Source organism: Algoriphagus sp. TR-M9 (assembly GCF_027594545.1).
Lineage (GTDB): Bacteria > Bacteroidota > Bacteroidia > Cytophagales > Cyclobacteriaceae > Algoriphagus > Algoriphagus halophytocola.
This window is the reverse complement of sequence record NZ_CP115160.1, coordinates 1,172,730-1,197,512: the sequence shown is the minus strand read 5'-3', so window position 1 is coordinate 1,197,512 and position 24,783 is coordinate 1,172,730. Positions and strand designations below refer to the sequence as shown.

General features: G+C 43.9%; 22 protein-coding genes. 2 read left to right on the top strand and 20 right to left on the bottom strand.

Annotated features, from left to right (window positions below; genetic code table 11):
* Positions 1–29 precede the first annotated feature (29 nt).
* The 11 genes from PBT90_RS05435 to PBT90_RS05385 all read right to left on the bottom strand — a co-directional run bounded on the left by PBT90_RS05435 (position 30) and on the right by PBT90_RS05385 (position 17,266).
* On the bottom strand, positions 30–1,925 hold the full coding sequence (locus PBT90_RS05435) for a RagB/SusD family nutrient uptake outer membrane protein (RefSeq protein WP_264809384.1): 1,896 nt from the start codon (positions 1,923–1,925) through the stop codon (positions 30–32).
* Between the two features lie 13 nt (positions 1,926–1,938).
* Positions 1,939–5,373, bottom strand: coding sequence for a SusC/RagA family TonB-linked outer membrane protein (locus tag PBT90_RS05430; protein WP_264809383.1), 3,435 nt, complete (start codon positions 5,371–5,373; stop codon positions 1,939–1,941).
* A 157-nt stretch (positions 5,374–5,530) separates the two neighbouring features.
* Positions 5,531–6,559, bottom strand: a complete 1,029-nt coding sequence (locus tag PBT90_RS05425) for a FecR family protein (protein ID WP_264809382.1) — start codon at positions 6,557–6,559, stop codon at positions 5,531–5,533.
* Between the two features lie 24 nt (positions 6,560–6,583).
* Positions 6,584–7,267 (bottom strand): RNA polymerase sigma factor, encoded by a 684-nt coding sequence (locus PBT90_RS05420; RefSeq protein WP_264809381.1) that lies wholly within the window; start codon positions 7,265–7,267, stop codon positions 6,584–6,586.
* Between the two features lie 216 nt (positions 7,268–7,483).
* The gene (locus tag PBT90_RS05415; RefSeq protein WP_264809380.1) at positions 7,484–8,407 is read right to left on the bottom strand and encodes an alpha/beta hydrolase; all 924 of its coding nucleotides are present in this window, start codon (positions 8,405–8,407) and stop codon (positions 7,484–7,486) included.
* Between the two features lie 220 nt (positions 8,408–8,627).
* Positions 8,628–9,518 (bottom strand): alpha/beta hydrolase, encoded by an 891-nt coding sequence (locus PBT90_RS05410; RefSeq protein WP_320055345.1) that lies wholly within the window; start codon positions 9,516–9,518, stop codon positions 8,628–8,630.
* Positions 9,519–9,575: 57 nt separating this feature from the next.
* Positions 9,576–10,412 carry a sialate O-acetylesterase gene (locus PBT90_RS05405; protein ID WP_264809379.1) on the bottom strand — a complete coding sequence of 279 codons (837 nt, stop codon included), beginning with the start codon at positions 10,410–10,412 and terminating at the stop codon, positions 9,576–9,578.
* Positions 10,413–10,456: 44 nt separating this feature from the next.
* A complete protein-coding gene (locus tag PBT90_RS05400) occupies positions 10,457–12,946 on the bottom strand; it encodes a glycoside hydrolase family 95 protein (protein WP_264809378.1) in 2,490 nt (829 codons plus the stop codon).
* Between the two features lie 46 nt (positions 12,947–12,992).
* Positions 12,993–15,044 (bottom strand): discoidin domain-containing protein, encoded by a 2,052-nt coding sequence (locus PBT90_RS05395; protein ID WP_270131923.1) that lies wholly within the window; start codon positions 15,042–15,044, stop codon positions 12,993–12,995.
* Between the two features lie 168 nt (positions 15,045–15,212).
* Entirely contained in the window at positions 15,213–16,223 is a 1,011-nt protein-coding gene (locus PBT90_RS05390; RefSeq protein WP_264809376.1) for a zinc-binding alcohol dehydrogenase family protein, read from the bottom strand.
* Entirely contained in the window at positions 16,220–17,266 is a 1,047-nt protein-coding gene (locus PBT90_RS05385) for an aldo/keto reductase (RefSeq protein WP_264809375.1), read from the bottom strand. The genes PBT90_RS05390 and PBT90_RS05385 overlap by 4 nt, the downstream gene beginning before the upstream one ends.
* Before the next feature lie 199 nt (positions 17,267–17,465).
* Here PBT90_RS05385 and PBT90_RS05380 point away from each other — a divergent pair, with 199 nt between their 5' ends.
* Positions 17,466–18,497 carry a LacI family DNA-binding transcriptional regulator gene (locus PBT90_RS05380; protein WP_264809374.1) on the top strand — a complete coding sequence of 344 codons (1,032 nt, stop codon included), beginning with the start codon at positions 17,466–17,468 and terminating at the stop codon, positions 18,495–18,497.
* Positions 18,498–18,525: 28 nt separating this feature from the next.
* On the opposite strand, the gene PBT90_RS05375 is transcribed toward PBT90_RS05380, so the two are convergent.
* From PBT90_RS05375 to PBT90_RS05340, 8 genes are all read right to left on the bottom strand, one after another.
* Positions 18,526–18,654 (bottom strand): DUF2256 domain-containing protein, encoded by a 129-nt coding sequence (locus PBT90_RS05375; protein WP_264809373.1) that lies wholly within the window; start codon positions 18,652–18,654, stop codon positions 18,526–18,528.
* Positions 18,651–19,280, bottom strand: coding sequence for a flavin reductase family protein (locus PBT90_RS05370; RefSeq protein ID WP_264809372.1), 630 nt, complete (start codon positions 19,278–19,280; stop codon positions 18,651–18,653). Before PBT90_RS05370 ends, PBT90_RS05375 begins: the two co-directional genes overlap by 4 nt.
* 4 nt (positions 19,281–19,284) lie before the next feature.
* Entirely contained in the window at positions 19,285–20,370 is a 1,086-nt protein-coding gene (locus PBT90_RS05365; RefSeq protein ID WP_264809371.1) for an FAD-binding domain-containing protein, read from the bottom strand.
* A 20-nt stretch (positions 20,371–20,390) separates the two neighbouring features.
* A complete protein-coding gene (locus tag PBT90_RS05360; protein WP_264809370.1) occupies positions 20,391–20,654 on the bottom strand; it encodes a TIGR03643 family protein in 264 nt (87 codons plus the stop codon).
* Positions 20,655–21,440: 786 nt separating this feature from the next.
* Complete coding sequence (locus tag PBT90_RS05355) at positions 21,441–21,923, bottom strand: hypothetical protein (protein WP_264809369.1); 483 nt, start codon at positions 21,921–21,923, stop codon at positions 21,441–21,443.
* A 1-nt stretch (position 21,924) separates the two neighbouring features.
* The gene (locus PBT90_RS05350) at positions 21,925–22,314 is read right to left on the bottom strand and encodes a hypothetical protein (RefSeq protein WP_264809368.1); all 390 of its coding nucleotides are present in this window, start codon (positions 22,312–22,314) and stop codon (positions 21,925–21,927) included.
* Complete coding sequence (locus tag PBT90_RS05345; RefSeq protein WP_264809367.1) at positions 22,307–22,900, bottom strand: hypothetical protein; 594 nt, start codon at positions 22,898–22,900, stop codon at positions 22,307–22,309. Before PBT90_RS05345 ends, PBT90_RS05350 begins: the two co-directional genes overlap by 8 nt.
* A gap of 95 nt (positions 22,901–22,995) precedes the next feature.
* On the bottom strand, positions 22,996–23,232 hold the full coding sequence (locus PBT90_RS05340; RefSeq protein ID WP_264809366.1) for a hypothetical protein: 237 nt from the start codon (positions 23,230–23,232) through the stop codon (positions 22,996–22,998).
* 183 nt (positions 23,233–23,415) lie between these two features.
* Here PBT90_RS05340 and PBT90_RS05335 point away from each other — a divergent pair, with 183 nt between their 5' ends.
* A complete protein-coding gene (locus tag PBT90_RS05335) occupies positions 23,416–23,799 on the top strand; it encodes a single-stranded DNA-binding protein (RefSeq protein ID WP_264809365.1) in 384 nt (127 codons plus the stop codon).
* 102 nt (positions 23,800–23,901) lie between these two features.
* Here the strand turns inward: PBT90_RS05335 and PBT90_RS05330 are convergent, their stop codons facing one another.
* Positions 23,902–24,747, bottom strand: a complete 846-nt coding sequence (locus PBT90_RS05330) for a hypothetical protein (RefSeq protein ID WP_264809364.1) — start codon at positions 24,745–24,747, stop codon at positions 23,902–23,904.
* Positions 24,748–24,783 lie beyond the last annotated feature (36 nt).

Genomic DNA, 24,783 nt, shown 5'->3' with positions numbered 1-24,783 from the left:
AAGGTGATGAAAAGTTCTACCTCACTTCATTACCAGCCTGGATTTTGCTCCAGCTCAGGGTAAAGTGTCACATCAGATACTTTCAGTGGAAGCCAATAATGTCTTTCTGTAAATGGCCGCTCCAAAATCACTTCTTCCCGTATGTTTGCCACACGGTTTTCGGTAGGATCATCCACATTGAAATCCCCCACTCTGTCCAGTTCTACTGAAGTTTTCACCGTATATTCATCCTCAATTAGAAGCATCCATCTACGAAGGTCGGTAAAGCGATGTCTCTCAAAAGAAAGCTCCACGGCGCGTTCCCTTCTGAGTTCTGGAAGGAATTCCTCTACAGAGCCCAAAAACCTGGGATGAACATCAGCCATGCCTGCCCGGTCTCTGATTACATTGACAGCTTCCACTGCATTTTTACCAAAAGTGACACTCGGTGTATTCAAAGAATTATACCCTACTGCTGTAGCCTCTGCATACATCAAATAAATATCAGCCAACCTCATGTATGGTACATTGATGTGGAGAGAAGTTCCCCAGTCATAAGCGTTATCATACTTGTTTGCACGTAGTGGCACAAACTTTCTGCTCATGTAGCCCGTTCTGCTACCGTTGCTTAGGTTTCTGTAGCTGCCGTTGGTAAATAGGTTTGCATACCTGTGCTCTTCCTGGGTAGGATCCGGAATAGACCCTTGGATCACCTGTACACCATCAAAAGTGATATCACTGTAGAATCTAGGGTCACGTCCCTTCCATGGGTAATTCGGGTCATAACCCGACTCAGGGTCCGCTTTGGTAATGTCATCTGGTAGGGGAAGACCATTGGCCATGCCATAGTTATCATGCACATAATTAGCAGTTGGCATAAACATGGTGGCATCACCCTGGCTAATCAAAAGCGGCATAAACTGCTTGGAAATCTGATAGTTACTACCATTTGCTCCAGTAGTCGGCGCTCTAAACATAGCCTCCGTTCCTCCAGGCATGGCCCAGTTTTGACCGGTGGTATAGAAGAGATTAGATTTTTGGGCAAAAGGCATCAAGGAATAAATGGTCTGTCCGCTTTCTACCAATTCAAGCAATTCACCAAATACATCGGCAGCTTTCTTAGCGTAAGCCGCATCATAGCTTTTACTTCCGGTATCCGTGTAGTTCATCAGTGGGCTAGCCGCCCAAAGCAGGTTTTTACCCAGATAGCCCAAAGCCATGGCCTTGTTTACTCTCATGGAATTCTTACCTATGGTGTTTTTACCCACAGTGGTATTGTCCCAATTTAAAGGCAATAAGTCTGCGGCTCTGCGAAGATCAGCTGCGACCAAATCTGCAGATTCTCGATAGGAAAGTCTAGGCAGTCTTAACTTCTCATCACTGGGAAGCACATAATCTATGTATGGAAGTCCGCCGAAATACTGGATAAGTTGAAAGTGAAACCAGCCTCTGAAAAACAGGAGCTGACCTTCGATAAATCGTCTTTCTTCGTCGGTAGCGTCTGTCAGTCTGTGAAGATTCTCCAGGCCTAAATTTGCCTTACGGATGCCTCTCCAAGCCAAAGGCCAAAGTGCTTTTTGGTGGTGTCCGCCGGTGGTAGAGGCATTGCCTTTATCAAACCAGCCTACTCCTCCACCTTGCTCTGCCTGCCAGGCCCAAAAGTTTCCTCTATCAAAATTGTAGGACACAGTAAATGTACCGGCAGTGGACTCTATTTCATCATCCCCAAAATTCCAGGCACTGACCCAATACGCCAGCGTGAAGTTTGGAATACAATGGTAAAGCTCTTCGGTAAACCCCTGGAAATTCACGAAATTTTGAAAAGCGGTTTCTTCGGATATAATGGAATCCGGAGTTCGCTCCAGGTAATCTTCACAGGACGAGACCGTAAGTATAAGCACGGTCAGCAATCCACCCTTAATGATTTGTTTTATATAGTTGTTCATTTGAAATACTAGTTTAGAATGAAACATTAAGGCCAAGGTTGATTCTTCTTACTGTAGGGTAAGCTCCCGCCCATCCCGCTGAGGAGAAATTGGACTCGCGGTCATCCGGCATATCCGTCCAGAGAAGCAAGTTGTTACCATTCAAATAGATTCTGAAGGTCTCTACCCCTAGATTTCTCACCCAGTTTCCATTGAAGAGGTAAGCTATCTCTGCATTTTTCAATCTGAGGTAAGAGCCATCGTATAGGTAGCGCTGCCCGTTAGTATATCCTGGCATCAAAGCGCCCCATCTAGGCATAGGTGAATCAGGGTTGGTATTGTCTTCTGACCAATAAGTTCCCTCTTCATACACTCGGTTTAGCCTGTTGTTTAAGCTGCTCAATGGTACATCGCGGGTCACATTATTTACTCCATAAAACTGTACATATAGACTAAGTCCTTTCCACTCTACACCTAGATTCGTACTGAAGGTGTTTTCAGGTACGCTGGAAAAACCGTATGGAGCACCATCAAAGGAATCTATAATCCCATCTCCGTTGAAATCCAGAATCTGAAGTCCCCCTGGTAATTTGAATTGGTCATTGGAGTTATGCGGAGTACTTCCGTACACTTCATCCCAAGAACTGTAATAGCCATTGCTGATATGGGTTCGGTATTGCCCCAATTGATAACCTTGGTCTTTTTGGTAGGCCAATTGCAACTCAGGGTCGTCTCGTTCTATAACCTCATTTTCTGCATGAGTCATGGTGAAGTCACCCCAAACCCGAATTTCATTTTCAAAAGTATGGCTAGCGCCAATGGTGAATTCAAAACCATTGGTGATTACCCTACCCAAGTTAGCGGCAGGAGCTGTGGTTCCGTAATAGCTAGGAATGGACCGGTCACCTGACATCAGGATATCCTTACGGTCATCCTTGAAGTATTCAAAGTTACCGTTGATCATGCCGTTAAACATGTCAAACTCCACCCCAATATTGGTTTTATATACCGTCTCCCAAGTAACCTGAGGGTTACCCACAGCGGTCTGGCTGTACCAGGTATAAGGGCTGTATTCCCCGCCTTCTCCCACTATGCCGAGCTGAGAGGAATTACCATAGTTCCACTGATCCATGAATAAGAATCTGCCGCCGATATTATCATCTCCTACCTCTCCGTAACTAGCTCTTATCTTTAAGAAGTCTAAGAATGACAATGACTTCATAAATCCTTCCTCAGAGATTACCCATCCTATACCTCCAGAGGAGAAGAATGCAAACCTATACTCAGGAGCAAATTTCTCAGACCCATTGTAGGCACCACTGTAGTCGATGAGGTATTTATTCTTGTAATCGTAATTGGCACGGAAAACCCAGTCTTCACGATAGGCAGGAATCATATTTCCGGTGGCATCTTGCTGCCGACTCATCAGCCCCATCAGGTTATAGTGATGATCCTCTGCCACGCTTCCCGCATAGTTCAATTGAAACTGGTAATACAACCTTCGCTGAGCACCTTGCACATTACCATTTGCGGTACCCCAGGTCACTGCTTCTCGGAAGTCAAAGCGGCTATTGGCATCCACAATATCATCGTAAAGATGCAGACCTGTCTCCGGATCGATCCACTTTTGGAATGGAGTATTATACAAATCGTTAACACCTCGGTTATTCTCGGTAAATGAATTATCAATTGCCAGGGTTCCTCGGAAGTCCAAGCCCTTCAAGATCATGCTCAAATCCTGATTTAAGACAAAGTTGGTAGAAAGCTGGGTGGTGGTCAAGTACTGAATACCACTGACAGCAAGTATCCTGACAGAGTTCTGAGCCGCCACATCATCCGGAGTGTACACTCCCCATGCGCCATCGGCATATACAGGCATAAATGCATCTGGTGGGTTTGCATAGGCTGCACTCCAGAAGCTATTGGAATCACCTCCACCCCACGGCGTCTTTCTTACCCCATAAGATCCACCTAGGTTAACCTGGAGCTTAGTACTGGATGTCAATTCAAAATCCAGGTTACTACGGAAGTTCAGTCTGTTATAATTATAGCCTGGCTCGTAGCCACGGTTATTATCAAAATTTCTAAATAAATCTCCTTCATTCTGAAAATCTATACTCGCAAAATACTGGGTGAATTTAGTGCCTCCACGAATACCCACATTGGCATTATATGCCATGGCATAGTCCTTAAACAAGGTTTCCTGCCAGTCTACATTGGGATATCGCTCTGCTTCCTGCCAGTCCAATGGATTTCTATATTTATCCTGCACAGCATACGGAACATAATCAGCCCAGCCAGCCGGATTAGCAGTAAGCTCATTTTCTATAGCTCTATTTCGTACACCTATGGCGTCGTAAGCATCAAACTTGCCCGGTAGCTTGGATACTACTTTCATGGTAGAATTCACATTGGCTGTGATTTGAGCCTTGCCTTCTCTACCTCTTTTAGTAGTAACTATGATTACGCCATTTGCACCTCTGGAACCAAACACGGCTGTTGCCGAGGCATCTTTCAACACAGAAATAGACTCCACCGAAGCGATGTCCATGGTATTGAAAAACTCTGGCCGCTCTACGCCATCTACCAGAATAAGTGGGGAATTACCATTCCAGCTATTCTGACCTCTGATGACAATCTGAGGGCTTTCACCTCCTGGGACACCAGTACTGGCAGTAGTGATTACCCCCGGCAAGTTACCTGTCAAAGCAGATCCTACGTTGGAAATACCACCAGTACGCTTCAGGACTTCACCACTCGTCTGAGCTACTGCTCCTACAATGGTTTCCTTCTTTTGCTCGGCATATCCCACTACGATCACCTCTTCGAGAGATTGTAGATTCTCTTCCAGAATCACATTAATCACGGTCTGATTAGTGACAGTGATTTCCTTTTCCACAAATCCAATGAAGCTGAATACCAAGGTCTCCCCTTCATTTACATTAATGGTGTAATTTCCATCCAGGTCAGTAGTGGTACCTCGGGTGGTGTTTTTTATCCGAACGGTCACCCCTGGCAAAGCCAGTCCGGTAGGGTCCAGAACTTGCCCGGTGATTTCTACCACTACGGGTGGAAGGGCTTCTTCCTTGGACTTCTCGACTTTTGGACCTCTGGTGATATGGATGTTATCATCCAGCTGCACAAATTTCAAGTTGGTTTGCTTCGAAATTTCATGCAGCACATCAGTAAGAGGTGCTTTGGTCATAGAGACATTTACCCTGAGTTTGTCCACGGGGACTTTTGACTTGTTATAGGTAAAGAGCAATCCGCTCTGCCTTTCAAGTTCAGGTATAACTTTATTGAGTGCACTTTCTTGGAAATTCACCGTCACGGTGATGTCATCCAGTGATTTTAGCTGTGCTTTTCCCGGGCTTGCGAACAACACGCAGGTGCAAAACAGCTGAAATAAGAAAGCACACACAAAATATTTGGAAAGCATAATGATTTTCCTAAGTATTGATTTTTCCATACTTTTGTTAAAGATTTTAAGTGTGTACTACTTGAAATTTAGCCTTTGATTAATTTGACGATTGAGGCAAAGGCTATAGGCAGAATTGTTCATTCATTTCTGCCTATTTTGCGTTTCAGCTGCTGTTTTGGTAATATTTTTTCATGGTTATTGGGTTTTAAGGGTTTGAAATTGTAACTGTGTTTTTATTAATGGTATAGGTGAATTCCGAGGAGATACTGATCCCGTCCAGCACATAGTTCACCGGTTTGTTATGGTATACTCCTGAGTAGGACCAGTTGGAATCCACCTTCAGGTCAGTTTGGATGTCAACGCCAAACCAGTTTTCCAGCTTAGCGATCACTTCGTCAAATGAATCGTCTTTAAAAATCAGGTATTGATCCCTCCAGCCTAGCACTTCCAGCGGGTTAAAGCCTGTTTTGGAGACCTTCCCGTTCTTCTCTTTGATCAGCATTTCATTTGGCATTAGGGTGATCACATCTCCTGATGCATCTGCCACTTCTACTTTGCCTTCTACCAGTGCCAACTCAAAATCACCGGTATTTTTGAGGTTAAATGAAGTACCTAAAACCTTGATCTGGTTTTGCTCATCTTCAATGATAAATGGTCTGCTTGCATCCTTTTTCACATCAAAATATGCCTCACCCTGCATCCGGATGGTTCTATGGTTTTCATCAAAAGTCTCAGGGTATTCGATTTTACTGGATGCATTGAGGTGAACCAGGGTACCGTCTGGGAGCTGGAATCTATATTTCTGACCGGCAGGATTATCTACCGTCAACCAGGAAATGGTTTTGGCGATCTCTGTCTCAGGCTGATTCCTCTTATTGAGCAGGTCTATGCCATAAACCGTGGAAAAAACCAGTAGTAGAATTGCCGCAGTTTTATGCCAGCCACTCCACTGAAATTGTTTACCGTCTGATTTCCTTTGATGGCTTTTCTCTACTATATCTTCATACAAGTCCATGTAGGCTTGGTCGGAAAGCACATACCTCTCCTTATAATCCACCATGGTTATGATTTCCTTGGCCTGCTGAACTAGTGGTCTTTTGTCTGGATTGTTCTCTATCCATTTCAGCCAGAAATGGTTTGTTTCTTCTCCAGGATTTTTGACCCATTGGATGAAAAACTCATCATTCAAAAAGTCCTCTAATTCAAAATCTCTATATTTTAATTTTTCATCCATGGTAGTGGGCAAAAGTGGGCTGGTTTAGGCTTTCTTAACTTCAAATATTTCTTTGAGCTTTTCCATGGCCCTATAGACCAATGTTCTGGCAGTTTTCACTTCTTTGAAGTTCATTATATCAGCGATCTCCTTGTAGGAAAGCTCCTCTTGGTAAAGCAGGATTATTGCCTGTCGCTGCTTTGGAGAAAGCTTGTTGAGTGCTTTGGAGATTTCCTCTTTCTTTTCATCAGCAAACTCCTCGGCTATCAACTTGGTCTCATGTGAGGATTCTATGAAAAAGGCATCCTCTTCAGCATCGATGGCTATCCATTCTGCGTTCTGTTTCTTTTCTTTCTTGAGTAATTTGAACAGTTCGCGTTGAAATACGGTAAAGAGATATCCCTTAATCCGCTGCACATCCCCAAGCTTAGCTTGGTTTTTACGCAAATCCACGAACATTTTCTGAAGACAGTCACGGGTCAACTCATCCTGACGGCATATCTGCATCCCATAATTATACAGATCAGCGACATGCTTTCGGTAGATGTAATTAAAAGCAGCTTCATCTCCCGCTTTAAAAGAATTCCAGACCTCCCGGTCTGATTTTTCGGTATAGACCACCATAACTTGGCTATGCTGCATATATAGCATAGAAGATGATTCTGTGGTTTCAATAGGTTTTTTTTGGGCTTTTTTCATTTTGAACAGGAAGGTATCTCCACTCTTCATTTATAAAGAGTGTTTTTGGAGGCCAAACAACCTCAAAATTTTAAATTATTTTAATCTGTATCTAAATAAAACTTCCAGAAAGCTCAGTAACGAATTTTAATCAGACAAAAAGAAACTTTTGCAGAATATAATTCTGTACTATCTACCACTTGTCTTTCTGGTATTTTTGGAAGTAAATCCCGCTAGCTGAGAAGAGATGAAATTTGCAGGGCAAACTCAGTTTTTATCCAGAAATTCATTGACATCCAGCCAGTGAATGAAGGCATCAAACCAGCGATTACTGGTACGACCGGGATTACCCAGACCAAAGCCATGGCCACCGTTTTGGTACAGGTGAAATTCTACAGGAATACCTGCCTTGTACCAGGAATCGATCACACCAAATTGCCCTCTAAAAAGAAAATCGTCCGTGGCAATGACGTTGAACATGGGCGGTGCATCTTTTGGTACTTCAACCGGTCCCATGCCTCCGTAGATCGGGCCGATAAAAGCCAGTTTCATGGTCTTGGAATTCAGTGTACTGTGCATGGTCAAGCCTGCTCCGGCAGAAAAACCGATCATTCCTAACCTATCCATGTCAACACCCCACTCTTCTGCTCTATCCTTGATCATCGCATAGGCAGCTTCGGCATCTTCCAATTGATCAGATAGATCAAAGGGAGCTGGACGGGCTGGAGCATTCGATGAACCAGACGCAGGCGCTGGTGGTGGCGATAAAGTCTGATTCATAGATTCTTTAAAACCATCCAAGGATTCTGGAGTAGGTCGCAAACGGTATTTCAAAACAAAGGCAGCTATCCCCTGATCGGCAAGTGCCTGAGCTACCTCCCAGCCTTCATTTCCCAGAGAAAGCCATCTGAAACCACCACCCGGTGCCACGAGTACCGCTGCTCCTGTCGCCTTGCCTGGTTCAGGTAAAAATGGGGTAAGTGTAGCAGTAGTAATATTTCGTGCCATGGGATCACCCCACTGCTTAAACCATGTTTCGGAAGCAGGTTGGTTTTCAACACCACCCGTTCCCAGCAAAATTGCATTGGGTTCATCTGGTCTTTCCAGTGGATAAATGGTACCGTCCTGAGCCATTGCGAAGGAGGCGATTAAGAGGCAAGATGCCAGAATTGAGGTTTTTAATAGGTTCATGGTATTATGGGTTTTGTTAATTGATTATTTGATTATCCGCTACTTTGCCTTTAGGTTAATTGAAACCTTTGAACTGCGGATAATTGTCGACAGTCCACTGCACGTAAATTTGGACTTCAAACCTTATATTAGTTACTTAATATCAAGAAGTCGGACATAGGTATACTTCAATTTTTCTAATCATTTTTATTCCAAATGCAAGGAGGAGAAAGGAGTTACTTTATTTAGCCGCTGTAATATCCAGCGGACTGTATTGGTCGAACTTAGATTCATCTACAGGCTTGAAAAGCAGCTGGCAGAACATGTAAAGCCCATTTTTCCAAACTTTGAAATCATGCCCGCCAGTCTCCAAGTAATAGATATGTGGCACATCATTTTCAGCCAAATACTCATGGGTACGGGAAGAAAACCTCAGCAATCCATCGGCATCACCGCAGGAAATCCAAAGTAGTTTCAGCATGTCCTTGGCCTTCTCAGGATCTGGAACCAAGACTTGTGGCTCCTTGGTATTCGGAGCAGAGGAAAATCCACCCACCCAGGCAAACTTGTCCAAATTGCCCAAGCCAAAGTTCAGGGACTGCCCTCCTCCCATGGAAAGTCCGGCAATCGCACGGTTTTCTCTATCGGTCAATACAGGAAACTCCTTTTCAATAAATGGAATCAAATCATTCAGCAGGTCCTGCTCAAAAGTCGCAAAGGCCTGAACCTTCTCTGGCGCCATGATATTTCCTCCGGCGCTATCGTCTTTCATTGCCCTGCCGTTTGGCATAACGACGATCATTGGCTCCAGCTTTCCATCCGCATAGAGGTTATCCAAAATCACCTCAGGATGACCTCCGTTTAGCCACTCCTTTTCATCACCACCAATGCCGTGAAGCAGGTAAAGCACGGGGTATTTTTCATTTTCAGAAAAGCCCGGAGGCGTGTAAACTGTGGCCTTTCTGTCATTCCCAACCGTTTTTGAGTTGTAGGTAATGGTCTGGATTTCCCCGTGGGAAATTCCATCTCTAGCTTGGTCAAAGCCAGCCGGGGCTTCTTTTTCTAGTTCCTGGGCATGGAGTTGCCCTGCAAAGAGAAACAAGAGGAATAATAGGTTTTTTGAGCGTTTCATAGGTTATAGGTTGTTTTGGGTTGAAATAAAGAGATTGGGTACAAGATATTAGATTTGTTAGTTCATTAGCAGCTGGGCCATTTGTTCACCGTAGCGAGTACCGAGCAAGCGATATCCCGCAGCCGAAAAATGCAGTCCATCATCAATCGCCTCGCAATCGGCTGAAGAAATTACATAGGAATTAGGAATTACATCGGGAAGCGTAGCAATGATTGGATTCATGCTGGCACACTTTCCTCCCTGCTCAGCACTCACCAGTTCCCCCGCCAAAAGCGGTACAGAATCTGGTGCTAAACCCAGGTCACTAAGCAGATTATCGTAAACACCTTCTACTTTCTTAGGCCAGGATTTGTCTCCGGTATTGGACTCTCCCTGATGCAATAAAATGCCTTTGATCACCCCATCTTTCTGGGCAATCTTTGCTAGCTCTAGCAATCTTCCATAGGGATTGCCATCGTATTGGGCGATCATTCCTTTCATCCATCCTGGTGCCGTTTCCACATAGGTTTCATAACTATCTTTCTCGAAAAGCTCGATTTTACAACCGCCCACAGAAACATTGATGATTCCGATTTTGATGCTGTCGGGGAGGCTTTCAGCCAAAGTTTTCCCAAAGTAATCTCCTGGAGTAATACCTGTATTGCATCGAGTAAGCGGAGGGACAGCAGTATACCACTTGCCCATTGTCCTATCCAAATCAGGACAATCCACTGCCTGCAAGACTTTAAACCGCTCATTTGCCACAGTGTCCTGAGGTTCAGGCTTCGAATGACCTTCCATATTGGATTGGCCGAAGCTGAGGAAAATGTAAAAGTTAGGGTCCTGAGAAAATCCTTTCACAGAAGTCAGCAAGAGCAAAAAGACAAGGGAAAAGAAGATACTAGGCTTTTTCATTTTGGGGATAGGTTAGGTTTGAGAGCTTGCTAGGTATTCAGGTTTTATAGGTTTTTAGACACAAATTCATAAGTGCCTCCAGCTTCCGTTTTCAAGTCATAGACGCTGGTTTCACCAAGATCTGGTAAGTCGATTTGAGCAGCTGGAGAAACAATAGGATCGGCAGTGACTGGCACTTGGTAGAATGGATTCGGATTTTCTCCACTTGCTTGCTTAAGCCCTTTACCTTTTTCTAGACCCAAGGTATTTGGAACTCTCAATCTCAGATTTCCTCCAATGGTAGATTTAATCACCGCTTTTTCAATCTTTCCTTCTTTCCATTTCAGCTCCACTACCTCAAAGCCTCCTTTGGCTCTGATCCCAGTGATACTTCCATCTTGCCAAACATCTGGTAGAGCTGGCAATAGATGAATTTCTCCATTGGCACTTTGAACCAACATCTCGGTAATCCCGGAAGTACAACCGAAGTTGCCGTCAATCTGGAAGGGAGGATGCGCATCAAACAGGTTGTTGTAAGAGCCACCTCCTTCTCCACGCTTAGCGCCTACCGGAGAAAGTTGATTTTGGATCAGTTTGTAAGCATGATTTCCATCCAGCATTCTAGCCCACCAGTTGACTTTCCAGCCCATGCTCCAACCAGTGGATACATCTCCACGCTGGATCAAGGTGTTTTTGGAAGCAGAATACAATTCCGGAGTACGCAGTGGGGAAATCTGATTTGAAGGATATAAACCATATAAATGAGATATATGACGATGATGATCATTAGGATCGTCAATGTCATCCAACCATTCCTGAAGTTGCCCATGCTTACCTATTTGCATTGGAGGCAATTGGTCTCTCATCAATTGAAGGGTATCGGCAAAAGCTTGATCTATTTTAAGTAGTTCCGAAGCTTGGATCACGGTGCTAAAGGCATCAAAAACCAATTGATTGTCCATCGTGGTGCCAGCATCCAAAGAAGAACCATTATGTGCAGCAGGGGCGTTTTCAGGAGAAGTTCCAGGATTGACTACCAACCAAGGTTTGTCTGGATGCTCCACCAAGAAATCCACATAGAACATCGCTGCGCCTTTTAGAATTGGATAGATGGACTTCAGATATTCCATGTCTCCGCTGTATTGGAAGTGATCCCAAAGATGCTGGCTAGTCCAGGCTCCTCCTCCACTCCAAATCCCCCAGAATATCGCATCCACAGGACCTGTGATTCTCCAGATGTCCGTATTATGATGTGCCATCCAACCCCTCGCGCCATACATATCACGAGCTGTTTCTTCCCCTGCCTCGGACATTTCTGTCACCATTTTTAGGAAAGGCTCATGAAGCTCAGCCAGATTGGTTTTCTCTGCCGGCCAGTAATTCATCTGCGCATTGATGTTGATGGTGTATTTACTGTCCCATGGTGGTGACATCTCTTTGTTCCAAATCCCCTGCAAGTTTGCCGGCTGTCCGCCTGGCTGTGAAGAGGAAATGAGCAAATACCTTCCATATTGATAATAGAGCGTGACCAACTGAGGATCATCCCCTGTTTTAAAACTCTTTAAGCGCTCATCAGTAGGGAGTTTAGAAGCCTCTGTCTCACCCAAATCCAGGCTTACACGATTGAAGTACTTCTGATAGTCTACCCGATTTGTCTTCAATAAGTCATCAAAAGATTTGGTAGCAGCTTTTGCCATAAATGCGGCTGCGCGGGCATTTTCATCTCCTGAGAGATCCAGGTAATTATTGAAATTGGTAGCAATGGCAATATAAATTGTCGCTTCGTCGGCATTTTTTACCGTGATAGAAGAATCGGAAGCAGTAAGCGTCCCTCCCTGATTTTTGACTTTAGTCAGGCTTTTAAATTTCACCTGCCCTTTTACTCCCTCATGATCTGTTGTAGTGCCGGCAATAGTCAATTCCTTTGCTGAATTAAGCCCAACCGTAGAATTAGGCTGAGGAGTAGCCATGGATGCTGTGAAAGAAATCATCCCAGGCTTGCTGGCAGTAAGATGTACAGCAATGACATTATCAGCGAAAGATGCAATGGCTTCCCGAGTGTAAGTCACCCCATCTACTACATAGCTCACTTTGGAAATTGCTTCTGCTATATCCAACTCCCTGCGATAATCTGTAAAAGTAGCATGTCCTTCAAAAGCGATCTTCAGGTCTCCAACAGGCTGAAACTTCTGCCCATGTGACTTTTTGCTTTGGATGGTTTTAGAGGCTAGCTGTTCTGCTTCCTTTTGTTTTCCTTCGAAAATCAATCTTCTGACTTCCGGCAAAGCTGCCAATGCATCCGGGTTATCATTTCTATTGGGACCACCGGACCAAACGGTATGCTCGTTAAGCTGAATCAGCTCATTTTCTACATTTCCATAGATCATTGCTCCCAATCTGCCATTTCCTATCGGAAGGGCATCAGTCCATACATCGGCAGCCGGCTGCTTGTACCAAAGTGTCAAAGGCGAACTTTCCTGAGCTTTTACCTGCAAGGAAAAAGCCACAAAAAGCAGGACAAGTAAGCTTCTTAAATAATTTTGATAATCAGGCATTTTGGGTTTGTTTTTAAAAGTTTTGGTTTAGCATTTTCTTAAAGTGCTAAGGAGTAATTACATCGATTTCCGCATAGCCCGCGGAGTTGTCATTCTTCGTATTTTTCAAAGCCTTTAGCTTGATGTACCGAGCTTTCTGCAGAGCAAATCCCTTGCTTTGCCAAAGCGGATTGTTGTTGATATTGGAGAATTCACCTTGGCTCACTTTCTTCCAAGTTTTATTATCCAATGACACATAGAACTCATAGTCCGTGATAATTCCGCTGGACCATAGTCTTTGATCTGGCAGGTAACGGAAACCAGTTAGTTCTTCTTCCTTGCCCAAGTCAATCACCAGATCCACAGGAAGCTTTTTATCCTCTGGCTGATGCCAATAGGAATTAGGGTCTCCATCTATGACCTGTGCTACTTTGCTATCCGAATCGCTTATCACTTTCCAGTCCTTTCTGGAAATATCAAAGCTTTCGGCTGTCACCGGACTGCTTTTCTGAGTATCTGGGTCGAAGGCCATGGCAGCCACTTCCACTTTTCCATCACCGGTTGGGATTTGCCCTGAATAAATCTCGGAATCTGTAGTCGGCTCAGACCCGTCCAGCGTGTAATAAATCACAGATTCATCATCAGCTGGAATGATGCGTATATCCCCGGACTGCTCACGGATAATGCCCGGCGAAGTCAAGATTTGGGGGGCGTCAAATACTCCTATATTTGAGATGACAGGGTTACTTTTGGAATCAGTGATGGTAAATCGAAGTTGGGTGGCCTCCACAGTAGGAAACTGCAGTATTCTCTTGTAACCAATCGTAGTCTGGCTGTCCAATTCCTTCCATTCCCCATCCACCATCGCTTCGATGGTAAATGCTTTCACACGCTGCCCCAGTTGAATGTATTCCTGGGCCATAAAACGGTTAAACGTAGTCGGCTCATCAAAAGTAATGGTCAAGGAAGCCGTGTTAACTCCATCGTCAGTAGCCCAATAGGTATCTTTGTCTCCGTCTATAGCTTTGGAAGCATCATAGGTACTGCTTCCTCCGCGGACATTGGAAGCTTCGGCACTTGCATTTAGGGCAAGGTCCTCGTCAAAAGCTTCTTTCACAGCTTGCGCAAAATCAAGCACATTTTTCTCGTCTGTTTCATGAATCAAACCATTGGGCATGATTGCAAAATTGAGTAGCAAGGTGCCGTTTCTTCCGATGGAATTATTATACGTATCCATCAACTGCGGCAGGGTTTTGACTTTGGTATCCTCCCGCTTATGATAAAACCACTCTGGACGGATAGAAGTATTCACTTCCCCAGGAACCCAGGCATTGCCGTTTTCCACACCGTGACGCAGCATGTCTTCTGGTACATCGCCTAGAGAATCCAGTAAACTCCAGTTGGATTCACCCACATAACCAGATTCAGTTCCAACCCATCGAAGATCTGCACGCTTACCGCCATCATTCCAGATGACAATATTTGGCTGTAGCTCCCGTACCAGTTTGTAGGTATTTCCCCAGTCATAATAAGTTGATCGGTCAATAGTCCGGGTTTCATTGGCACCGCCATAATAGCCAGAACCTCCATGCGCACCGTCAAACCAGATTTCGAAGATTTCCCCGTAATTGGTCAGCAATTCGGTCAGTTGATTTCTGAAATAGGTGATGTATTCCGGCTTGCCATAATCTGCAAAATTCCTGTCCCAAGGGGAAAGATAAATCCCCAACTTCAATCCATATTCTTCGCAGGCTTCAGCTAGTTCACGCACAATATCTCCTTTTCCATCTTTGTAAGGAGAGGCTGTCATGTCATAATCCGTGTATTCTGATGGCCACAGGCAAAATCCGCTGTGATGCTTGGCTGTTAAAATCAGTCCGGTCATTCCTGCTTCTTTGGCAATTCTCGCCCATTGGCGCACATCCAGTTCTTTAGGGTCAAAAATGCTTGGATCCTCATCCCCAAAACCCCAAGACATATCGGTGTAAGTATTCACGGAAAAATGGATAAACCCATAATACTCCATCTCCTGCCATCTCATCTGGTTTTCATTCGGCACAGGACCAAAAGGTTCAGGTGGAGTTACCTCTTTGCATGCTGAAAAGAACATTGCTAGCATTAAAAAAAGACTGAAAATTGAGTCTTTGAAATTCATTCTATTTGTTTTTAACTTCTTATTTAATTCTAATGTATATCTGCTATTCTACTCGTATAAAGACAAAGGCAATACAGACCTTGATTAACACTAATATTTTGGGCTGCTTCGGTCTTCCGTCTCCCGTCTTCCCTACACCTCCACCAGCGCCTTAATCACTCCTGTAGCCGGATCCAGCCAAGACTGAAAATCACCCTTCACCTGATCAAACTTTACTCTATGCGTGATGTACTTTTCCACTGACAATTCCCCAGATGCCATCACTTCCAGCACCTGGTCAAAGTCTTCCCTGGTTGCGTTTCTACTGCTCATCAGCGTCGCTTCACGCTTATGAAACTCAGGGTGTGAGAAAGCAATTTCTCCCTTTTGCAAGCCTACCAAGACGTAATTTCCGCCATGAGCTATGTATTGAAAACCCTGGTTAATGGCTGCCAAACTGCCTGTAGCATCAATTACTGAATCACAAAAATCCCCGTTTGTAATTCGTTGAATTTCTTCATGGGCAGTTTTTCCAGCTTTCACCACATGCGGAATATTCCAAACATCTCTGCAAAACTCCAGTCGATTCTCATTGATATCCATGGCGATCACCGTAGCTCCGGCGATTCTGGCGAATTCCATCACACCTAATCCAATCGGACCTGCTCCGATCACCAGTACAAACTGCCCCGACTTTACTCCTGCTCTACGCACCCCATGTGCTCCTATGGCGAATGGCTCCGCTAAGGCAAGTTGCTCCAAGCTTAAGCCTTCTTTTTTCACCAAAGAAGAAATCGGCAAAGTGACAAATTCCTGCATTCCTCCATCCTCGTGAACACCAAAGACGCTGATTTTCTGGCAGCAATTGGGTTTCCCATTTCTACAGGCTACACAAGTGCCGCAGTTGAAGTAGGGAATCACGGTCACCAAGTCGCCCTTGGAAATCACTTCACTTTCTTCAATCTCTACCACTTCTCCCGCCAATTCGTGCCCCAGTGTCCTTGGGTAAGAGAAAAAAGGCTGGGTGCCTTCGAAGGCATGAAGATCTGTGCCGCAAATGCCAATCCGCTTGATTTTGACAATTGCCCGACCTTCCGAAAGCTGAGGTTTTTCCCCTTGTAGATATGCAAATACACCTGGAGAGGTGCAGCTTAATAGTTTCATTTAGTTTGGTTCAATTTAAATTCTGATAAATACTCGGCGATCAAGCCGTGTTCCTTACAAGCATCCCAAAATGAATCCCGTATGGTAGTTTCGCAAAACTCCTGATTCGCACGGATTCTATGCATAGAGGTGGAGTTCAGAGCCAGGGCATGGACTCCAGGGAGCTGTAAGGCAAATTGTATACAGGCATGAGCAGGATCTATGGCATGCACTTCGCAGAGCGCAAAGAACCTTCCTCGCCACAGGAATCTTTTGGTGAAAGTAGGGTCAACTGAGTTTATTTTCTGATAATCAAAGTAATCGCCTCCCACTAAGAATCCGGAATGGAAAACCGCTGAATTGATGACACCTACGCCTTCTTTTTCCAGTGTTTTCATAAATTCAAATAACTCCACAGGATGATCGTAAATCGTCATGCTATTCGCAATCATCACCCAGTCCAGTGGAAAATGCTGATAAATCTTTTGGATCACCTTCCAGTCTTTAGAGCCCACTCCTATGGCTTTTACTTTGCCGGCCTGTTTCAGTTCGTCCAGAGCCGCATATCCCTCCAGGATATCTTCAAATCGTTTTTCGTAATCTTCCGGTGTAGCCGCCAATTCCAAATACTCGTCTGGATCATGAATGGAAACCAACTGGCTTTCGTAGCCTTTCAACAGGTTGTTTCCTTCTTCGAAACAGTTCAGAATTCCTTGGTAACTGATATCCTGAACTGCGTCATGAGCCAAATCTTTCCACACCCCAGGTTCAAAAGTAGGTTCGGAACCCCTTAACGGAGTACGTTTCCAGCCCAGCTTATTGCTGATGAGCACCCTGTCTTTGGGTACTTGTAAATCATAAAGCGCTTGTCCCAAGGTCTCCAAAGCCAAACCAGCCCCATATTTACCAGCCGAGTCAAAGACTATCCCTTCGGGAAAGCATTCCAGGGCCGCCAACACCAACTCCAGTTTTTGACCATAAGGCGTGGCCTCATAGAGATTACCTAGAGAACTCGTCCCAATAATCATCGCTGGTACTGCTATGCCGGTTTTACCTAAATCCATATTTGAAAATGCTTCAAGCTGAAGTTGATTTGAGAAGATGAATGGTATAAACCCATTTTCCCAAAACAATAATCCAATATCATAAATATGAAGAAAAGTATATTGGTCAAACGTTTGACCTGCCGGTGGAAGCTTCTAACTAAAAGCTACCCGGTTTTCATGCATTTATTCTAAATTGGCCTTACCAAGACGCCCAAAAATGAAAAAGAAGAGAATCAGCATCACCGATATTGCCAATGAACTGAGCGTGACTCCATCTACGGTTTCGCGAGCCTTAAATGGTGGTGGCAAGGTTTCGGAGAAAAAAAGGCAGGAGATTCTTTCCTTGGCTAAAAAGCTGGGCTACAGACCCAACCCTATTGCCAAAAGCCTGCTGGAAAATAAGACCCACACCATTGGACTGATCATTCCGGAGTTTACGCATCACTTTTACAGCCGCATGCTCGCAGGCATAGAAAGCGTCACTTCCAAAGCCGGTTACCAATTGCTGATCTGTACTTCCAACGAAAAGCAAAAACAGGAGATCAAATCCACCCAAACACTCCTGGACGCCAGGGTGGACGGGATTCTAGCGACCATCTCCAAGATGAATGATAAATTTCAGCACCTGCAAGAAGTGATGGACAGTGGCACGCCGCTGGTACTGGTAGATAGATTTTCGGAGGAAATAGAAACCCCGTATGTCATCTCGGATGATTTCAACGGTGCCTTCTCAGCGGTGGATTACCTGTGCCAAAGTGGATGCAAGAACATACTCCATATCAAAGGCCCCGCAAATCTCTCCACGACCTTCAATAGATTTATGGGCTATAAGGAAGCACTACGCAAACATGAGATCGAAGTGAAAGAGGAACTGATACTGGAAAGTTCTGATGCCAATCTGGTGGAAAAAATCCGGTTTTGCCTGAAAAATCAACAGGTAGATGGAGCTTTTGCTTACAGTGATTACCTGGCTTTTGAAATTTACAGGGCGGCCAGCGATCTAAAAATACCGATTCCAGGGTCATTGTCTGTAATTGGCTATGCTGATGAACCCTTAGCTACCTACATCAACCCTACCCTGAGCACCGTAAATCAGCAGCCCTTTGAAATGGGTGCCACAGGGGCAAATTACCTGCTCAATAAGATCAATAATCCGGACATTGGGCTAGAAATTAGGAGTTTGGAAACCAAACTGGTGATCCGGGATTCTTGTACCAAAAGAGCGGCAAAAGAATGTCAATTCTCTTAGCTCGGTAAGGAAAAGCACGCTATCCACTTTATTTATTTCCACTGCAGCGTTTACTGCAATATTTCACTACCTCCCAGTTCTTTTCCCATTTTTTGCGCCAGCTGAAAGGTCTTTGGCAGACCGGACAAATCTTAAAAGGCAAATCAGCTTTTTTCATTCAAAATCAGGAATTTGGTCTTCCCGGACATAGGGAAAGCTAGCCAGTTTGTTCAATCCATAATAGGTATTGAGACCGGAAATCCCAACTCCGGAATAAGTTTGCAGCTCTAATTGCCCCAGTTCATTGATGATGTGGTCCGCCATATGGATCACTTCCACCGAACCGATTACAAAGATGCATCCATTAGGCAGGGGAATACTTTCCTGATGTTTCATACCTATCTTCACCGGGCTTTCTTGCACGAAGGGGGCAAAAAACCCAGCTAAATATTCCGGTTCCAGCTTCATCCGCTCGAATTCAGACTCTCCTTTTTTCAGTTTAGCAGAGGTGAAATGTGCCTTTTCAATAAAGGAATCTGAAATATGATTGATGGTATAATAGCCTGTTTCCAGAATATTGGGATAAGTATCTCTAGGAATTTCAGTTTGCGGTCTCATGATAAACCCAAGCTGGGCGGGACTGGATCCCAGGTGTACCACAGAGGAGAAAATAGCCACATTTTCATGATTTTCCCGGGATTTGGTAGCGATCAGATTCGCCGGTTTGATTCCCGAAATAGAGTTAATCAGGTTCAAGCGAAACTTCCGGTCGAGTTGCTCTATTTCTTTCTTGCTTAGCCGCATGCTATTAGGCTGAGGGTTGAAAATTGATTTCTTTTTTGACCTTTTTCCAAAAAGCAAAAAAGGAAGGGAAATATCCCTCCACACCCGAAATCCAATCCCGGGGCTCTTCCTTTCCCTGATAATGAAGATTGAGGGGATGTTCTTTGTAAACCAGATTTTCCGGCTTGACCTGCTGCAGTAGGTCTGAGAACTCTCCCACAAAGAGTCGGATTCCTTGAATGTTTTGGGAGAGTGCCAGCGCAAAATCCAAGCACTTTTCACTTACTGGATAGTGGTGGAAAACCGAGGGTTCCAAAAGAAAAACACGCTGGAAATCATCCTCCGGATGCCAATTTGGGTCTAGGTTGTAATAGTTATAAATCAGGGTCTTTTTGTTTTTTTCCAAAGCAGCATTTTGGGGATTTGGGAGCTTGGTCTCCACAGCAAAGTCAGTAATTTGTAAAAGCTGCGGTGGAATTTCCATGGACTCAAAGTCACCATAGTCCACATCCAGGAAAGTCTGCCTCTGATCGGTGTTGAAATACCTGTTGATGTTTTCCTGATTGGCGTAATATTTTTTGCTGGTGAAAGTGCCTGCCACCCATTGCCAGCTGAGGTGATTGCTGGCCAAATCCCCATCCAGCAGGTGACTGTAAAGCCACTTGGCAGGTGTAGTCCAATGACACTGGGCTATATTGCAACAAATAGCCGCGATGTACATGCGCATGTGGTTATGCATGTAGCCGGTGCGGTATAGCTCTTGGATGGCCTGATCCACTGCATGAATTCCCGTTTGGGCTTGTACCACGGAAATTGGAATCTGGTCACGCTCCACTGGCTTTTGCCTGTTTTTCAAATCTTCAAAGATCCCCTCTCCTTTTGCCTTCCAGACCTGCTGCCAGTAATCCCTCCATGTCAGTTCCTGTATCAGTTTTTCACAAGCATTCCAAGGAAGATTCAAGGATTTGATATGCTGAAAAACCTGCCGGGTAGAAATCACTCCACGAGAAATGTAAGGAGAAAGCCGGGTCACTGCCCCATCCTGAAAGTTTCTGCTAGCTGCATATCGGGCAGGATCTATGGCCTGAATTTTTCTTTTGATAGACAGCATATCTGTTGGAAAAGTGTGCACTAGCTAATCTTATTATTGGAAATGCTTTTTTGTCTGCTGGATTTGAATCGGGAAATGGCTGCATTCCTTTTTCTCAGATGTTTTTGGCTGATACCACTGTTGACACGCTTTCTCCACCTTTTGAATGAACTTTCCTTCAGTTCTAGGCGCATCAATTTGATCACTTCAGATTCCGAAACACCAAATTGATTTTTAATGGCTTCAAAGGGAGTTTTATCCTCCCAAGCCATTTCCACAATTCGGTCTAGTTCTCTAGCTGTCATATAAAATCCATTTTAAAACAGGAATTGAATGGGGCAAATTCCTTTGAATTCATTTCTAATTAGCTAAAGCAAAACCGGCCAAAAATTGTTTGAAACACAGGTCACTTTAAAGAGAAAAAATAGGTTTGTACTGATGGGTTTTGCGGTGTTCCGAGCTATTGGTGGGCAACGGCCTGTATTAAATGTAGTTACCATCCCAGAGGGTGGTTATGCATTTTATACCTTGTTGCCGTTTTTATTTTATTATTTCATTTAGTTTTTTAATTACAATTTCTCTACGGTCATCTACTGTAAATGGATTGATATGACATTCTATGATTTCGTTTCGTGAAGTATGGTTTAGTATTTCACTACTCATCTCTTTTAAAAAATCTTGAACATCATTGTCAGCATTATGGAAATCTTCAACAAGCCCCTTATTATTATCTAAAATGTAGATGATATCTTCAAAGTCATGGCTTGTTCTTGGGTCAGTACCTCTGCTATTATAGGCTTCCCATTTTGTTGCAAGGAAAAGGCTAACAGGTAATATTTTGATTTCGAGCTCACCAATGTTTACAGGTTAGGCTTTCTCAAAACCAGGTTTCAACCAGCTATTAGTTGGACCCAGAGGAGTTTCTTCATATGGAATGAAATCAATTAGTATCTCTTCGTTTTCGGGCTTTGCGTTCGGGCGGGTTTCGGAGCACAAAACTGTCAACCAGCACTGAACTTGAATAGAAGCACAAAGCTCCAAGTTTGCACGTCACCCCGCCTGACGCAAAACCCGTGTTATGCGGTCGGCTTTTATTCATTGTCCATTTTAAATATTCTTGAATAGTCGCCAAATTCGGTGTCTTTCAGTTTTTCTTCAATTACTTTTTTGGCAATGTCAAAGTCAACCACAATACAACCAACTTCCATTGTTCCACTTCCGATGCTTCCACCGTCAGTATGTCCAAGTCCTGTCCAACCTAAAACTTCGTCCATTTTTTCTTCAAGTCGGTGTCGCTTGTCCAAGTCTTGCTCAGTTCCAAAGCCGTCAATCTTGTATTCTATTTCTAAAAATGCGTAGTTGTCTTCGTTAAATTCTGCATAACCTTCTTTTAGTTTCTCGTCAATTTCTTTTTGAACTGTTTTACGAAAATTTGAAAAAAGTCCGCTTTTAACTTCTTTGTCTTGTCCAGTTTGTCCAACAATTCCCCAATGAACTATTGCGGTTTTTTCGTCTTTGTCCCAAGTCTCCCAATAGTGAAGTTGGTTGTCAATTAGTTTATAAAGTTTAAGCATACTATTTGAATTTTCTGTTGTCTGTTTTTTGTCTGTCGAACAAGCGAAAAACGTCAAGGTTAAAATTGCCAATATGTAAATTTTCATTTTCACGGTGTCGTCTTTTAAGCTGCCGCATAACATGAGTATATCTGTACATTACGTTTTCTGTGGGCGCGGGATAGATTTTCTTTAAGGCTAGCTTTCCCCTTAGCTCATCCATTTGTCCATAGCTACTAATTTGAACCGCAATATCTATATCTTTTGTAGGACGTGGTTGTTCCGCTCCCTCATCAGTTACGTATAAGCTGACTACAGCCCCACCAACATAGATTACATCGTTGTTCAGTTCCTCAAGCGCCATGGCAACTTTTTCAACTACTTTTAGATTGATTGTTTGGTTTTTAAGCATTTTCAATTCTTTCTTTTAGGTACTCAAATGCCATATTTTGCTCTCTTACTTTACCAATCCTAATTGCATCTGTAAGTGACATTAGTTCGTAGTATTTCGAATCATTTAAGCATGCCTCTGGAGTTTTTGGATGCAATGGTTCTATGGCTTGCCCTCTAAGGTTTCCTTTGCCATATGACCAAACAAAGTGTTCATTACTGAAAAATTCTTCATTTAATGGGGGAGCAGAGATTGCCGTCCCAATACCTCTTGTAATTGAACCAGGTCGTTGAGGAAAGACATATCGAATTCCAGACTTTAAGAAGTCGATTAGAGCTAATTTCCTTAAAGTTCTTTTGTCACTGCTAATAAGTCCTGCTATAACTGACCTATTGATACTCTCGCTTATTTCACTTGGACTTATTCGTAACTCATGGGCTAAGTCTTTCATATACCAATTGTCAGTTCCTTTACTAACAATCTTTAGAAGTATAGCAATGTCATGCGGTCGCATACCACTATGTTTTTTCATGTGTTTATAATTTTTTTTAAGGTCAATACCTGTCCCGATACCTCGGGATGGAATCTTCGCATGAATAATAATCATCCCTCTGTTTGTCGCTTCGGGTCATGCTTGATTTCATATTTAGAGCTGTTTAGATTATAAAAGTACAGAATAATTTTCAATTCGCGAATCGCGAATCAAGGATCAAACCTGCACGGAATGGCATACAACGTACAATGGTTAACCACGGATATGGTCAGTGAGCCCTTGTCTGTGGTTAACCTGGTGTTGAATAAAGTTGTTCTTTGTCCGAAATGCTCCCAATCTCCTTCACCATTCCCTATACCGGTATAGGGAATGGTGAAGGGCATTCGGCCAAAGAATTCTGACTGGTTTTGGTCTTTTTGTTTTTCCCCTCCCCTAAACCTACTCATCTTTTTTTTTAAACTCCTGCCCCCTTCATAGCTTCTAAACACAGTTTATCCGACAACAAACGACTACAAACGGATACAAGCGACTAACTCCCGATTCCTACTCCCCCTATCCCACAACTTTGGCTTATCGATTTCCTCTGGCGAAAACGAAAAACAAATTTTCTAACCAAAAACAACAAAATCATGAACACGCTAAGAAACAAAGTACAGCTGATCGGACGTCTAGGATCCAAAGTAGAAATCAAAAATCTGGACGGGGGCAAAACCCTAGGCAAGGTATCCATGGCCACTAATGAGTATTACAAAAACCAAAAAGGTGAGCGCGTAGAAGAAACCACCTGGCACAATCTGGTAGCCTGGGGCAAGCAGGCCGAACTCCTGGATAAATACACCGACAAGGGTTCGGAAATCGCCATAGAAGGCAAGATCAGCAACCGCTCCTACGAGGACAAGGAAGGAAACAAGCGCTACATCTCAGAAGTGGTGGTACAGAACATCCTGCTCATGGGCGAACGCAAGGCCGCAGTACCCGCAGGAGCTAGCGAAGAGGATGACCTTCCGTTTTAGGCGGTGATTCTCCGCAAACTTTTGAAACAAGCCGAGCGTTTTATTAGCCCTCGGCTTGATTTTTTATGCCCTTTGTAATATTCAAGAACACTTTGGGAGGAATTAACTACCAAATCTCTCAAAAAACTCCTGGGTATCTTCTATGTCTTCCAGTCCCAAAATCCAGCAAACTTCCGACAAATCAGAAAAATCTAAACCTCCGCTCCCCACTGCTTCATTATTGTAGCGACCGTCCTTTCCGTTGTACTCAAGTCCAATCTTTACAGCCAATCGCCAGACTTCAAGCAATCGTGGATTGGAAACTTCATCTTTCCAGTCTTGATATTCTGGAGTGCGGAAACCGGGCGTGCCATTTCCCTCTGCATTTCCATCCGGGATTTTATGGTAATCAACCGTATTTTTCACAAATGACAAAGCAGCGGCTGAGGTCACTTCTTCATTCCAGTTGCTATGCTGAACCACATGAATACGAGTAGCTACCTCTATCGCAGGAAGCTCACGCTGTATGTTTTTGACCAGTTTCGCAGTAAAATCTGATTGCCCGGCTTCTGCTATCCAGATATCAGCTTGATTTTTTAGGACTTTTTTGACCTCTTGCATTACCTGCCGTAGTGCCCTCTCCTGATCTGCATGCGCATCCGACCACTTACTGTTTTTGAATGCTAATTCTAAAAGCTCATTTGGCGGTACGTAAAGCCCCTCCTGAACTCCATAGGTACCTGCCACCACATGATATTTCAGGTTTGCAAAAGCAGGTTGGTGCAGCAAAGTAGCAAACGCAGCGGCAGTATGAATATCATCCACATCTGTCTTGCAGTCCAGATTTACCAAAAGCAAATCCTTCTCCTTATCGAAAGCCTTCCTTGAGGATTGCTCTGCCTGGGCAGAGGAGCTATCCAGAACTAAAAAGCAAATCAAAACTGTGAACAAAATACCTGCTCGTTTCATGTCTTTGTGTTTATTTGAATAATAGGTGTAATCGTA

What these genes read in the sequence shown, in the direction of transcription:
- PBT90_RS05435 (WP_264809384.1), bottom strand. Translation starts at nt 1,925, where the DNA reads ATGAACAACTATATAAAACAAATCATTAAGGGTGGATTGCTGACCGTG.
- PBT90_RS05430 (WP_264809383.1), bottom strand. Translation starts at nt 5,373, where the DNA reads ATGGAAAAATCAATACTTAGGAAAATCATTATGCTTTCCAAATATTTT.
- PBT90_RS05425 (WP_264809382.1), bottom strand. Translation starts at nt 6,559, where the DNA reads ATGGATGAAAAATTAAAATATAGAGATTTTGAATTAGAGGACTTTTTG.
- PBT90_RS05420 (WP_264809381.1), bottom strand. Translation starts at nt 7,267, where the DNA reads ATGAAGAGTGGAGATACCTTCCTGTTCAAAATGAAAAAAGCCCAAAAA.
- PBT90_RS05415 (WP_264809380.1), bottom strand. Translation starts at nt 8,407, where the DNA reads ATGAACCTATTAAAAACCTCAATTCTGGCATCTTGCCTCTTAATCGCC.
- PBT90_RS05410 (WP_320055345.1), bottom strand. Translation starts at nt 9,518, where the DNA reads ATGAAACGCTCAAAAAACCTATTATTCCTCTTGTTTCTCTTTGCAGGG.
- PBT90_RS05405 (WP_264809379.1), bottom strand. Translation starts at nt 10,412, where the DNA reads ATGAAAAAGCCTAGTATCTTCTTTTCCCTTGTCTTTTTGCTCTTGCTG.
- PBT90_RS05400 (WP_264809378.1), bottom strand. Translation starts at nt 12,946, where the DNA reads ATGCCTGATTATCAAAATTATTTAAGAAGCTTACTTGTCCTGCTTTTT.
- PBT90_RS05395 (WP_270131923.1), bottom strand. Translation starts at nt 15,044, where the DNA reads ATGCTAGCAATGTTCTTTTCAGCATGCAAAGAGGTAACTCCACCTGAA.
- PBT90_RS05390 (WP_264809376.1), bottom strand. Translation starts at nt 16,223, where the DNA reads ATGAAACTATTAAGCTGCACCTCTCCAGGTGTATTTGCATATCTACAA.
- PBT90_RS05385 (WP_264809375.1), bottom strand. Translation starts at nt 17,266, where the DNA reads ATGGATTTAGGTAAAACCGGCATAGCAGTACCAGCGATGATTATTGGG.
- PBT90_RS05380 (WP_264809374.1), top strand. Translation starts at nt 17,466, where the DNA reads ATGAAAAAGAAGAGAATCAGCATCACCGATATTGCCAATGAACTGAGC.
- PBT90_RS05375 (WP_264809373.1), bottom strand. Translation starts at nt 18,654, where the DNA reads ATGAAAAAAGCTGATTTGCCTTTTAAGATTTGTCCGGTCTGCCAAAGA.
- PBT90_RS05370 (WP_264809372.1), bottom strand. Translation starts at nt 19,280, where the DNA reads ATGCGGCTAAGCAAGAAAGAAATAGAGCAACTCGACCGGAAGTTTCGC.
- PBT90_RS05365 (WP_264809371.1), bottom strand. Translation starts at nt 20,370, where the DNA reads ATGCTGTCTATCAAAAGAAAAATTCAGGCCATAGATCCTGCCCGATAT.
- PBT90_RS05360 (WP_264809370.1), bottom strand. Translation starts at nt 20,654, where the DNA reads ATGACAGCTAGAGAACTAGACCGAATTGTGGAAATGGCTTGGGAGGAT.
- PBT90_RS05355 (WP_264809369.1), bottom strand. Translation starts at nt 21,923, where the DNA reads ATGCTTAAACTTTATAAACTAATTGACAACCAACTTCACTATTGGGAG.
- PBT90_RS05350 (WP_264809368.1), bottom strand. Translation starts at nt 22,314, where the DNA reads ATGCTTAAAAACCAAACAATCAATCTAAAAGTAGTTGAAAAAGTTGCC.
- PBT90_RS05345 (WP_264809367.1), bottom strand. Translation starts at nt 22,900, where the DNA reads ATGATTATTATTCATGCGAAGATTCCATCCCGAGGTATCGGGACAGGT.
- PBT90_RS05340 (WP_264809366.1), bottom strand. Translation starts at nt 23,232, where the DNA reads ATGAGTAGGTTTAGGGGAGGGGAAAAACAAAAAGACCAAAACCAGTCA.
- PBT90_RS05335 (WP_264809365.1), top strand. Translation starts at nt 23,416, where the DNA reads ATGAACACGCTAAGAAACAAAGTACAGCTGATCGGACGTCTAGGATCC.
- PBT90_RS05330 (WP_264809364.1), bottom strand. Translation starts at nt 24,747, where the DNA reads ATGAAACGAGCAGGTATTTTGTTCACAGTTTTGATTTGCTTTTTAGTT.